The organism is Adlercreutzia sp. CNCM I-6207 (assembly GCF_977072305.1).
The window spans coordinates 1-12,373 of the sequence record NZ_CDRVLZ010000030.1; the positions used below are offsets into that span (position 1 = coordinate 1).

At 61.9% G+C, this 12,373-nt stretch carries 10 protein-coding genes and 2 tRNA genes; 1 reads left to right on the plus strand and 11 read right to left on the minus strand.

Going from position 1 to position 12,373, the window contains the following annotated elements; genetic code table 11:
• Positions 1–274 precede the first annotated feature (274 nt).
• The 6 genes from ACW4QM_RS11085 to ACW4QM_RS11110 all read right to left on the minus strand — a co-directional run bounded on the left by ACW4QM_RS11085 (position 275) and on the right by ACW4QM_RS11110 (position 5,836).
• Positions 275–367 (minus strand) — tRNA-Ser (locus ACW4QM_RS11085).
• A 69-nt stretch (positions 368–436) separates the two neighbouring features.
• Positions 437–528, minus strand: a tRNA-Ser gene (locus ACW4QM_RS11090).
• A gap of 214 nt (positions 529–742) precedes the next feature.
• On the minus strand, positions 743–2,098 hold the full coding sequence (locus ACW4QM_RS11095; protein WP_161128414.1) for a peptidylprolyl isomerase: 1,356 nt from the start codon (positions 2,096–2,098) through the stop codon (positions 743–745).
• Positions 2,099–2,550: 452 nt separating this feature from the next.
• Positions 2,551–4,365, minus strand: coding sequence for a translational GTPase TypA (typA, locus tag ACW4QM_RS11100; protein ID WP_022741775.1), 1,815 nt, complete (start codon positions 4,363–4,365; stop codon positions 2,551–2,553).
• Positions 4,366–4,513: 148 nt separating this feature from the next.
• Positions 4,514–5,146: a J domain-containing protein gene (locus tag ACW4QM_RS11105; protein ID WP_161128413.1), complete on the minus strand. Its 633-nt coding sequence runs from the start codon at positions 5,144–5,146 to the stop codon at positions 4,514–4,516.
• A gap of 9 nt (positions 5,147–5,155) precedes the next feature.
• Positions 5,156–5,836, minus strand: a complete 681-nt coding sequence (locus ACW4QM_RS11110) for a CPBP family glutamic-type intramembrane protease (RefSeq protein ID WP_161128412.1) — start codon at positions 5,834–5,836, stop codon at positions 5,156–5,158.
• 73 nt (positions 5,837–5,909) lie between these two features.
• On the opposite strand from ACW4QM_RS11110, the gene ACW4QM_RS11115 reads away from it, so the two are divergent.
• Entirely contained in the window at positions 5,910–6,617 is a 708-nt protein-coding gene (locus ACW4QM_RS11115; protein ID WP_237418958.1) for a TraX family protein, read from the plus strand.
• Between the two features lie 60 nt (positions 6,618–6,677).
• Here the strand turns inward: ACW4QM_RS11115 and ACW4QM_RS11120 are convergent, their stop codons facing one another.
• The 5 genes from ACW4QM_RS11120 to ACW4QM_RS11140 all read right to left on the minus strand — a co-directional run bounded on the left by ACW4QM_RS11120 (position 6,678) and on the right by ACW4QM_RS11140 (position 12,307).
• The gene (locus ACW4QM_RS11120) at positions 6,678–8,135 is read right to left on the minus strand and encodes a hypothetical protein (RefSeq protein WP_161128411.1); all 1,458 of its coding nucleotides are present in this window, start codon (positions 8,133–8,135) and stop codon (positions 6,678–6,680) included.
• 86 nt (positions 8,136–8,221) lie between these two features.
• The gene (locus ACW4QM_RS11125; protein WP_161128410.1) at positions 8,222–9,286 is read right to left on the minus strand and encodes an Rpn family recombination-promoting nuclease/putative transposase; all 1,065 of its coding nucleotides are present in this window, start codon (positions 9,284–9,286) and stop codon (positions 8,222–8,224) included.
• 560 nt (positions 9,287–9,846) lie between these two features.
• Entirely contained in the window at positions 9,847–10,005 is a 159-nt protein-coding gene (locus ACW4QM_RS11130) for a hypothetical protein (protein ID WP_161128409.1), read from the minus strand.
• Between the two features lie 102 nt (positions 10,006–10,107).
• The gene (locus ACW4QM_RS11135; protein ID WP_114549751.1) at positions 10,108–10,602 is read right to left on the minus strand and encodes a hypothetical protein; all 495 of its coding nucleotides are present in this window, start codon (positions 10,600–10,602) and stop codon (positions 10,108–10,110) included.
• 61 nt (positions 10,603–10,663) lie between these two features.
• On the minus strand, positions 10,664–12,307 hold the full coding sequence (locus ACW4QM_RS11140) for a DUF7507 domain-containing protein (RefSeq protein ID WP_161128408.1): 1,644 nt from the start codon (positions 12,305–12,307) through the stop codon (positions 10,664–10,666).
• Positions 12,308–12,373 lie beyond the last annotated feature (66 nt).

Here is a 12,373-nt window from a genome sequence, read left to right on the forward strand (position 1 = left end):
TCGACGAGGGAGGGCGCAAGGTGTACGATACGATAGCCGGCCGCAGGAGGCGGCTGGGGCTGGCCGCCTAGGCCGTCCGGAAAAACGTCCGCACCCCCCCTGAAGTGCTAAAAACCTTCTCTGTGCAGAAAAAAGTGCGATCGTGCGAGTTTTTCATCGTAGAAAACTCGCACGATCGCACTTTTCTTTACATCAACGCCAGAAAACTCGGTTCGAATCCCGCGTCGTTGCAATTTCTTGTCTTAATGCGAGTTCACTAATGTCGCAACTAAACTGGCGGAGGAGGAGGGATTCGAACCCTCGTCACCGGGAGCACCGGTGAAACGGTTTTCGAGACCGCCGCATTCAACCACTCTGCCACCCCTCCGCAGGGGCGATGCGCCCGCAAAGGGGCGCCATATCAAAGCGAGCCTGGAAGAGGCTCGCGGGATTAGTCTGGCGGAGAGATGGGGATTCGAACCCCAGATACCCTTTTGGGGCATACACGATTTCCAATCGTGCTCCTTCGGCCAGCTCGGACATCTCTCCGCATAGCGTCTGCCCCGCCCTAAGACGAAGCGTCTAAGAAGTATAGCGCAGCACCGCCGCTGTCTCAAGAAGTTTTTTTGCCCAACAGAGAAGAATCGGATTGATGATCGACAAGAGCAAATCCGGTTACATAGCGGAGCGCCCACGCATCGGCGCGGGCGCTCTCGTCTCTTCTCTCGCAAGGTATCCCTCGCGACGTTGTTTCTCGAGTGTGCTACTGGGCGGGAGTCTCCGCAGGCTGGATGCCCTCGGCCGCGCCTTCGGTAGGCTGCTCGGCGTCGTCGCCAGCAGGCGCTGCGCCCTCGGCGTCGGCAGCAGCCTCATCGGCAGCGGCCGCGGCAGCATCTTCAGCACCTTCAGCGCCCTCATCGACGCCCTCAGCCACGGGCTCCTCGCCCTCGGCGCTTGCGTCGGCCTGCTCGCCGGCGCCCTCGCCTTCGACAGCGCCCTCGTCAAGAACGATGGGGTTGCCATCAGCGTCAACCGCCGTCACGCCCGTGCTGTCCTCGGAGCTTTCCTCCTTGGGATAGTTCGCCATATCGACCCAGTAGGGCAGCCCCTCGGGCATGTCGTTGATCTGAATGTCGGCGGCGTTACGCTGCTCCTCCAGCCACGAGTAGTACGCGTTGGACTGGTTGGAAGACTGCAGCATGGCGCGGATGGAGTCCTGGAACTCGGTCGGCAGCTGATCGAGGCTCGTCAGCTCCTCGGGGGCCTCGAACACATCGGTGCACTGAATGATGTGAATGCCATAGGTGCTGGTCACCAGCCCGCTCACGTCACCCTTGTTCAGGTCGGCGAGCGCCGTGGTGTACTCGGTCACCAGGTTCGAAAGACGATCCCAACCCACATTGCCGCCCTCGGCAGCGGAAGCGGTGTCCTTGGAATAGGACTCGGCCGCCGTCGCGAAATCAAGCTCGCCCGCGTTAATCTTGTCGAGCACTTCCTGGGCCTGAGCCTCATCGGAGGCCTCGAACAAGATGTGGGAAGACTTCTTCGCGCCGTCGTAAGAGCTCACGTAAGTCTTGGCGCTCTCAAGCACTTCCTCGTCGGTCGGCTCAGCAGCGCCCTCGCCCACCTTCTGCTGCAGCTGCTGAGACACCAGCGACAGCGAGATATTGTCACGGTACTCGTCCTCGGTCATGCCCACGGCCTCCAGCGCCTCTGCCCAAGCGGTATCGGAGTCATAGTGGCCACGCATGGTTTCCACGTACTGATCGACCTGGGCGGAATCCGCCGTGATTCCCTCGGAATCGGCGCCCTGCTTCACGAGCTCCTGATCGACATAAGAGTTCACGATCTCCTCGCGCACCGACTCGGGCGTGTAGTCGTTCTCGGCAAGCCACTTGCCCCATGCGTCCTCATCGGTAAGGCTCATCTGGGCGCGAATGTCCTGGATAGCCTGGGTAACCTTGTCCTCGGGAATCTCCACCCCGTTGACCGTGGCTGCAACACCACCCGTATAAGTGGGCGTGTCGCTGGTCTGCTCGGAGCAACCGACGATACCCAGGGCGCACACGGCCGCAAGACTCACCGAGGCAAGCGATTTCGCGAAAGACAGCTTCTTCATTAAATACCTTCCTCATAGGCGACGGAAACTGCCAGGCTTCAATTCACGAGTGCGTCTTGAGACAGTTCCCGATGATCTCAAAGCGCATTTTCCCACGCATGACGGCACGGTAACAACCGTCGCACAATTTGCCCACTTTTGATTCACGGTACATCAATGAGCGCGAGGAAGAAATCCCACTTCAAAGCTTATGAATCGGGTCATGTTCGAGAATATGACCCACACAATTTCGCAACCTGTTTCCCGCAGGGGCGGCGCGCGGTCAACACCGAGAATTTCGTAGGACCTGACCTTGGTCAGCCCTCTCGGCCATGGCGGCCATAGGAAGTCGGGAGGGGCGACCAAGGTCGCCCCCTACGGAGAGATCCATCCATGGGAGCCCCCCGCTGCAGAAAGGGGCGACCGAAGTCGCCCCTGCGGGTGGTTATGTGGCCCAGCTATTGAGCGCGGGACTAGTTCTTCTTCGCCTTCTTGCGGTCGGTGGCGGAAAGCAGGCGCTTGCGCAGGCGCACGGACTGCGGAGTGACCTCCACCAGCTCGTCGTCCTCGATGTATTCCAGAGCCTCTTCCAAGGTGAAGGTGATGGGCGGCGTCAGCTGGATGGCCTTGTCGGCCGAGCTGGAACGCTGGTTGCCCAGGTTCTTCGTCTTCTCGACGTTCACCACCATGTCGCCTTCCTTGGCGGACTCGCCCACGATCATGCCCTCGTAGCAGTCGTCGCCCGGCGCCACGAACAGGCGCCCGCGCTCCTGCAGCGTGTCCAGCGCGTAGGCCACGGCTTTGCCGGTGGACATAGCGATCATGCCGCCGTTCTTGCGCCCGGCCATCTCGCCAGTGTAGGGGCCGTACTCCTTGAAGTGGTGGAACAGCATGGCCTCGCCGTGGGTGGCGTTCAGGATGCGCGTCTTCAGGCCCATGGTGCCGCGCGAGGGGATGGAGAAGGAGAGGTGCGTCATGGTCTCGTCGGAGGCCATGTGCTCCATGATGCCGCCGGCGGTGCCCATGACCTCGATGGCCTTGCCCGCGTACTCGTTGGGCACGTCCACCGTGGCCTCCTCGATGGGCTCGAGCTTCGTGCCGTCCTCAGCGGTCTTGTACACCACGCGGGGGCGTCCCACCTGGAACTCGAAGCCCTCGCGGCGCATGGTCTCCATGAGCACGGACAGGTGCAGCACGCCGCGGCCGGCCACCTCGATGCCGGATTTGTCCTCCAGCTCGTTGATGCGCATGGAGATGTTGCTCTCCTTCTCGCGCATGAGGCGTTCCTTCAGCTGGCGGCCGCCGACGATCTCGCCCTCGCGACCCACCAAGGGGCTCGTGGACGCCTCGAAGACGACGGCCATGGTGGGCTCCTCCACGGCGATGGGGGCCATCTCGGTGACGGGGCTTTCCGGGTCGGTGATGATGTCGCCGATGTCGGCATCCTCGATGCCGATGACGGCCACGATATCGCCAGCATCAGCTGCGGTGACCTCGGCCTTGCCCAGGTTCTCGAAGGTGTACACCTTGCGAATCTGCGCGCGGCGCTCGGCTCCGTCGGGCTTCACGACGAGCACCTGCTCCTTCTCGTGCAACGTGCCGGAGGACAGACGGCCCACGCCGATACGGCCCTCGTAGCTGGAGTGGTCCACGGTGCAGATCTGCAGAGCAACCGGGCCGTCGATGTCCACGTCGGGGGCGGGAATCTCGTCCAGAATGGTGTCGAGCAGCGGCACCATGTCCATGTTGCCGTCGTCGGGATCGAGGCGCGCGTAGCCGTTCACAGCCGAGGCGTACACCACGGGGAAGTCGAGCTGCTCGTCGCTGGCGCCCAGTTCCACCATGAGGTCGAAGACCTTGTCCACGGCGCCCTCGGGATCGGCGTTGGGGCGGTCGATCTTGTTCACGACCACCACAATGCGCAGGCCGCGCTCGAGCGCATGGGACAGCACGAAGCGCGTCTGAGGCTTGGGACCCTCGTAGGCGTCCACGATGAGCAGGGCGCCGTCGGCCATGTTGAGCACGCGCTCAACCTCGCCGCCGAAGTCAGCATGGCCCGGCGTGTCGATGACGTTGATCTTCACGCCCTTGTAGGTGATGGAGATGTTCTTGGAAAGGATGGTGATGCCGCGCTCGCGCTCCTGATCGTTGGAGTCGAGGACGCGCTCTTCCACCTGCTGGTTCTCGCGGAAAACGTGGGAGGCCCACAGAAGGCGGTCTACGAGGGTGGTCTTGCCGTGGTCGACGTGGGCGATGATAGCGACGTTGCGGATGTTCTCTTGCTTCATGAATCTTCTTTCGGTTCGTTTTTGGGCGCAGAAATTATAGCGCTTTGCGGGGATGATGGCGGCGTGCGGCCGCAGACGGCACCGGGACGACAAACGGGCGCGGCAGAAGGGGTACGATGCGCACGGCCGGACGAGGCGGCGGGAGCAACTACTCCTCGAGGAGCGCCTCGTACTCCTTGCGTTCCTCGGTGAGCTTCGCCAAGTGCTCGTTCAACGTGTTGAGATTGCGCTGGGCACCGAGAAACTGGATGATGCCCCACACGGTGGCGGTGCCGGCGACGGCGGCGATCATGCCGAGGATGCCGAAAGGCCGCCGGATGGTGAGCAGCGTGGCCACCGCGCCAATGGCCGCCATGGCCAGGCCGTTGCGGCGCTCATCGGAGACGGTGTCGCGCTGGGCCACCAGCTGGGCGCGGGCGGCGGCGATGCCAGCGAGGCGCGCCTTGATCTCGGCCTCGGTGAGGTATTCCACTTCCACGCCATCTTCGACCTCGGTCCAGGCGCGGGCAGCGCCGGATGAGGTAGCCGGGCCGGACGAGGCGCCCGACCGCGAGCTGCGGCCCGCACGGGCGCTGCGACCGCCACCGGAACCCGAGGTCAGCAGGTCGTAGGCCTCTTGCAGCCGCTTGAACTGTTCGGTAGCGCGGTTTTGCAGCTTCTCATTGCCCGCGAACTTGTCCGGATGCAAAATCTGCACCGTCTCGCGATAGGCGATTTTGATGTCGTCGGCCGTGGCGTCGTCTTCCAGGCCGAGTATATGCAGGGCTTCAGTTCTGTTCATGGGCAAAGCCTAACATGATTTTACGGCCCATGCCAGCAGAACCGTTGTGATCACCAAAGGTACGAGATCGGCCGGATTGCCCGTGAGGTAGGTAGAGGGCAGCACGCCGCCTGTCAGCAAAAGGGGGCCCCAGAACAGCAGATCGAAAAGGCCGTGAACGATTACGGGTGCCATCAGGGAAAGCGCCCGCTGCGGGAAAGGACGCGAGCCGTAGGGACTACGAACGACGAGCAGCGCCATGACAGCCCCGAACAACGTCGCCTGCGCCACCTTGAGAACGCCCTGGATCGCAGCAACACCAATGTCGGCTCCTGGCGCCATCAACGATCCTTCAGGGAACAGGTGGGCCAATCCGAATACGAGGGAACTCGCCATTACCGCGAAACCGGCGGGATCAACGACAGCGCGTAAGCCAGCAAACCGATGATCGCGCGATGCTCTTCTGGGGTATGCTTCATTCCGGCGACGCGCCCAAGACAGGCATGCCCACAACAACACGCCGCGGAAAAGCACCTCTTCCACCGCCGCCGCCTCCCAAGCCTCGGCAAGCAACGCACCACAGCGCGTCAGCTGCACTGCTTGCGAACCTCCGTCGGGCCACCACTGACCGAGGCCGCCCACGACGCCGGCGAGCAGCACCAAGACGAGCGCAGGCCCAAAGCCACGCGGTATGATTTTGGTATTTCCCATGGCGCATCATTATAATAGGTGCGCCTCTTTGACTGCGCCGGCACCTTTCAGCCGGCCTCGCGAAAGGATCCCCATGAAGCCTATGCCCTCCGTTACCGCCTTTGCGTTGAAGGTGGCAGCTATCGTGGGCATGACGTGCAACCATATTGCCAACGTGTTCGGCAGCGAGCTGCCAGGGGGCGCCATGGTCGCTTTGTATTCTTTGGGCGGCCTCACCTTCCCCATTATGGCATATCTGCTGTGTGAGGGGTATCGACACACCTCCAGCGTGCGACGTTACGCAGAGCGACTCGCCGTGTTCGCAGTTGTCTCGCAAATTCCCTATTCGCTGCTGTTCGGAGCGACGGGCAACGTGCTTATTACGCTGCTTATCGGGCTCGGGATGCTGTGGCTTGTCGACCACCAGCGGCAGAATCTCGCCCTGTGCGCGCTGGGCCTCCTTGGAGGGCTGGCCGTCAGTTCCTTTTGCGACTGGGGCATTATCGGGCCGCTTATGATTCTGCTTTTCTGGCATTTTCACGATCGGCCACGCGGGGTAGCGCTCGCGATGCTCGTACCTTTTTTGGGCCTAGGACTGCCGGCTCTTTCATGGGCGATCAGCGATCCTGTACCGCTGAGCCTGGGCGTGCTCGGCTATTACACCGTTGGGTTCGGGTTGGCAACAGCGCTCATGCTGAACTACAACGGCCAGCGAGGCCGACCGTTGAAATGGTTCTTCTATGGGTACTACCCTGGGCATCTTCTAGCACTGTGGGCGCTGGCGCAAGCGCTTGCCCTCTAGCTGAAACGCCAAACCCTGGGGGCGCGGCCGCCCTTCAGAAGCTTTCCCTTTAAAGCAAGGCTAAAGCGCTTGATGCCCGGCATTTGGAACGGCGACGGCATCAGCCTCGACAGCACTATTGCCCAGCACCTGGCTTTCGAATGTGGCCAGCTGCTGCGCCATCACGAGGCGCCGGCGCACGGCGACAACGCCCCACAGTGCCGTTCCAATAGCCCCCAGACCCGCGACCCAAGGAGCCGGATCAACCGGAGCATCGAAAGCCCCCATGGGAACGTCCTCTTCGGCGATAGCTTCGGCGCCGCCGACCCGAGCAACCATCGGTGTTGCGTCATCGTCGATGGAAACCGTCTCGGCTGCAGGCTGCTCGGCGGGAGCCGTTTCAGCAAGCACGACCTTCGCAGTGCCGGCCTGGGGCGCGGGCTCGGACACGGTCGTGCGCTCGCCCGCGTTGAACCCGCCGCCGTTGGCACCATCAGCGTTATCGTTGTTCTGGGCATTGCTCTGCGACTGCTGAGGTGTGGACGGCGCGGGAACCTTGATGCTTGGTACCTTCGGGGTTTCGTTATCGGAAGGTGCCTGCGGCTTCACGCCACCGTTGTTGTCGACCGACCCGTTACCATCATCATCGGGAACGACGGGCTTGTCGGTAGGATCGTTATCTCCAGGGTTTTCGGGCCTGACCGGCTCTTCGGCTTTCTTTTCGTAGACCAAGGTCATGCCGGAAACGGAGGATCGCGCGAGAGGTTCAGCCGCTACCGTAACGGACTCGCCGCCGTTCTTCTCTGTAGTTAGATCTTTCGAATATTCGTAGCCTTCGATGTCGATGATTTGGTCGTCCGCAGCTATCTCCGACCCAACGGCAGCCAAAATGGTGCGCGTGTCGGTCTTGTTGCCCTGATCATCTACATCGCCCACAGCAAGTGCATTGCCCTCGGCGTCAATGTAGCGGACATCGAAATTCACCAGCTGATCGCACAGTTCTCCGTCGAGGTGCCACGTATGCCCTGCCGCTGCATAATCAGTCGCTCCGGAGCACACCTTAAGGGAAGTCCACTTCGCAGCACTCAGGCTCAGTGCTTGGGCACCAGGGTAATAGTTGATCGACCGCAAAGCCGTGTCTATCTGACTTTGCATAGCTTCAAGCTCAGGTTGGTCAACCTCGTAATTCAAGGGCTTTTCACTCGGTTTCGCAATGCCTTCCAATGCAATGACGCCTACCGTGAACCAGCCCTCCCGGTTAACCTCCAACCCGGCCGCCTTCGCCGTATCCAGAGCCGGCCCACTTAAATGCAGGTACACGAAGACGTTCGATCCCGCCTCGGGCTCCTCGGGTGCAGGCAAAACAAGGTGCTCAGTAGCCGCATCGACGCCGTCGGCCTCTTCTGCCAGGGCAGTGCCGGGAAGCACCGTCAGATTCAAAAATGTCAGAGCGAGCAATGCGGCCAAGCCGGCAGCCAAAACCCGCATCGCCAAACCCATTCCTTTATTGGTAAACCGCGTGATGTCTCCCACGATCATCACCCGCTTCCTTCCCATTTCAACATCTCGCTAAAGATGATCCAAGTTTACCAAATATTGACAGAATTATCAGCTCGTCAACCGCATTATTCGGCCTGGGAGACGCCAAACTCACGCATCAGCTCATCCCGGTAGCTCTCATCCACAGCTGCACGTCGAGCGTCGTCGAGCCGTTCGGCGCCCAAAAGCAACGCCATCAGCGAAGCAACCTCGCTAGCCGCTTCCGCGCGGCCCTCTGCCAGGCCCTGCTCTCGGCCCTCGGCCAGGCCCTGCTCCCGGCCCTCGGCCAGGCCCTGCTCCCGGCCCTCGGCCAGGCCTTGCTCTCGGCCCTCGGCCAGGCCCTGTTCTCGGCCCTCGGCCAGGCCATGCTCCCGGCCCTCGGCCAGGCCATGCTCCCGGCCCTCCGCCAGGCCCTGCTCAAGTCCCTCGGCCAGGCCCTGTTCAAGCCCCATCTGGAGGCCGATTATCTGACCGCGCTCTTGCCCCTTTTTCTCAGCAATGCGCCTTTGAATTTCCATGTCTTCCTCAAACGTCAGCAACGCCATCTTCTCCTTCCGCCAATTCTCGTTTTTGTTGGCCTTTTTCACCGCAACGGCAAGCTGGCCCATAAGCGGATCTTCCCCGGCTTCCCCCGTCCAAACATAGTGTAGCAGGTTCTGCAAGCGCCCCTCGGGGAGCTTGTCCCAAGCAGGAGCGGATAGGGCTTTCCAAAGAAAGCCATGACCGATGCGCGCACTGGGTTTCTCCAAGCAGTTCACATCGAGCGTATACACGGGAAGTCCTTCATCAAACGGATCGTGCATACAGATGAAAATAATGATACAAGGGGGCAGCTCTTCGTAACCTTCCCCCTTCCGCAGAGTCAGCGTATCCAACGCTCCCTGGTAGTATCGCATTCTCCGTCCGAGATCTTCTCGTTTGGTTGTCTGCATCTCGATATCATAGATCTCGTTTTTCGTCTTCACGAAGGCATCGAGACGCACGCCGTGATTGGTAAGTGTCGGGCGAACGTCATCTTCAGTGACGATGTACTCGATATCTGCTATCGACTCGTCTAGGATAATTTCAATCACTTCGCGGCACAGCTCTTTATCCGTCATCAAAAGATCGAACATAGGCCAGTCGCTGAACTCGAGCATGCCGTCTTTCATGGGAACCTCCTTGTTTCATCGATGGAGGATCCACCCTACTCGATCGTGACCGCGGAAATGACGCGGGAATGTCCCGATCCGTTCCCCGCGCCGACCCCGACGGAGTCGCAAAACGCCCGGAAGACGCCCCAGAACCGCACGTAAGCCGCAGTCATACGAGAGAGGGGGCCGGCTGCCTGGGCATCGGCTGCCTCGGATCGTTGGCTATGTCCTGGGTCTAGCGCCCCTGCGCCGCCAGCATGGCGGCCAGCAGTCCATCGTCCCGAGCGACTTCGCGCTCATCCCGAAAGTTCTCAACGAGTCCGACGCATGCGATCACGCGGACGGACAAGGCGGGCAACAAGAAGTCCCTCGTGAGAAAGGAGATCGGGGCACCGCTTACCTGGTGACGGCGCAGAGGGGGAAGAGGAAGCTGGAGGTTAAGACGATGCGGAAGGCGCATCGGTCGGGTGCCTCGTGCTAGCCGCGAGCGGCTCCCTTGGGCTTACGTCCGAAACAACCCCGACGATAAGGGCATTATAGCATCGGCAATGCCGCCCGAGAACGGCGACGAGGCCGCGTTACCTGCATTCCACAGACGGCGGCGCTTCCACGATAAAGAAAATGACGAGACGTGCCTTTTCGCTTTGCCCTTGCCTCTCATCCTTACCAGCCTGCATGGAATCCAACTTCGAACGTTTGCCCTGCATCCAATTATCGCAAATTGCATCGATCAGCATGTTTGGTACCTTTCCATAAGAAGGAGGGGGCCGACGCTCGTCAGAGCGCCGGCCCCCTCTCGGTTGGCTATGTCTCGGCCCCGAAGGGCCGGCGGGTCGCCCCTACGCCGCCAGGAGGGCGGCCAGGTCCTCGCGGGACGCGAACGGGCGCGGCTCGGCGTCCGGGTCGTGGGCGGCGACGACCTCGCCCTCCCAGACCTCGCCGTTGCGGTCGAACTTGCGGCTCCGCACCACCCAGCGGAAGGCGGGGCGCACGCGCTCGTCCAGCGCGGCCACCTCGTCGGGGAACGCCATGCCCGAGAGCGTCCGCTCCAGCGCTGCCAGCTCGCTCTCGCCGGCGTCTGGCATCACGAGCCCGGCCTCCGGGCTGCACCCGGCGCCCTCGCCGACGAAGGCCAGGCGCATCTTCTCGCGCCTCTTGCCCTCGGCCCACACGATGCCGCCCGCCACGGCGGCCACGACGAGCCACCATGCGACGGCCACGACGAGATCCAGCGGATCATCCACGTGGTTGAATCCAAGAGCGAACCAGGCCCACAGCAAAACTCCGCAGGCGACAGCCGCGATCGCTGTGACGATCCAGTTGTTCTTTCTCATCTCAGTCTCTCCTTCCGTATCGGACGGGGGCGGCTCGCGGCCGCCCCCTCGCGGCTATCTCTTACAGGGCCTGATGGCCAGTCGCAGGCACTGTCTCGGCTTGCTCGTCCTCAATGCCGAGCACCTGCTTCTCGTAGTCGTCGACATCGTCGGCCAGGTGCAGACGGCGGCGCACCACCACGATACCATAAACAGCCGTGAGCAGGATGCCCAGGAGCATCACCCAATGCACCCAACAGTGCGGCTCGTCGAAGGCGCCCATGGGAGTCGCCTCGTCATCGATCGTCTCGGACTCATTAGCCGTCGGCGTGGCAGCCTGCGGCGTCGCGTCGTCCTCGATGGTCTCGGTAGCCGGGGCCGGGGTCGCGGGCGCAGGCGTGGCCGGGGCAGCCGGGGTGGCCGGCGTCACAGCAGCCGGAGTTACCGGAGCCGTCGGGACGACCGGAAGGGGAGCCGGCGTGGTGATTGAGAAATCACCCGGAACAACCGTCACCCGATAGTTCGGGTTGGCGCTGTAGCGAGCGCTGAGCACATCCGCGTAGGTGCCGACGGCCTGCGCCGCGTTGGTGCGGTAGAACGTGATCGTACCAAGGTCATCGGAGCTCACCAGAGGCGTTGCGGCGCTCACGCTACCCGTAAAGGCCGGGTCAGCGGTGCCGAGAACCTTGGTCGCGCTGTCGACGACGATCGTCACAGGACGCGGTGTAATAACGACCTGCGCCGACCCCGTGATCGTCTCGTAGTTCGGGCGCGTCACCGTGTATCCCACAGTATAGGTGCCGGCCTCGGTGAAGGCGTTCGCATTCGTGTAGGTTACCGTGGCGTCCGATGGGGCGTTCACGATTATGCCGTGGGCGGAACCGTCATAGAGGCCGCTGTATCCATTAGCCGAGATGGCATAGGAGGCGTTCACTACCTCGAGCACGCCAAGGGTCTCGCTCGCAAGCACGTAGTTGCCCTCCTTGGCCGTTCCGTTCCAGACGATGGAGTACGTGTTGTCAGCCGTACCAACCTCAGTGATGGAACCCGTAGCAGTCGCAGTTACCGTCTCGCCGGCCACTAGGTCGACGTCAACACGAGCATCGGTCAGCGGCGTGCCGTCATAGCTCTTGAGGGCATCGTAGGTCGTCACGGTGTAGGGGCGCGGTTCGATCTGATACGTCCGGTCGATAACACCCGTGTAGTCGCCGATACCTGTGATCGTCACCGTCTTTTCGCCGGCATCGGTCACGTTCTCGGAGTATTCAAGTGTGTAGTGCACGTTCTCAGTAAGAGTGGCGCCAGTGGTCTTATCGGTCACGTTGACTTCCTGGTAATGAGGCTGACCATCATAGACCAGAGACTCAGGCTGGCTCACTTCGAATGAGAACTTAGTCGGGATTTCGACCTCGGGCTCGGGGTCGGTGCCGGCGCCGTCGACCGTGGCGACGTTCTTCAGGCCGCCCTTGTCCACGTCGGCCTGGGTCACGGTGTAGGTCGCCTTGACGGTGACCTCGTCGCCGGGGGCCATGGAGGCGATGACGGCCTTGCCGTCGACGATGTCATAGCTGGTTCCCGCGACGATCTCGGCGCCGGGCATCTCGGCCACGGTCACGTTGGTCTGGGTGGTGTTGCCGGTGTTGGTCACGGTGATCTCGAACTCGGCGGTCTCGCCCTTCTTGAAAGTGCCGGATGAGTAGTAACCTCTCGCGGTACCATCGATCACCTGGCTTGGTACCGGCGATCAGCAAAAGGCGGTACCGCGAGTAGGCTGTCTCGGTACCGCTAATCA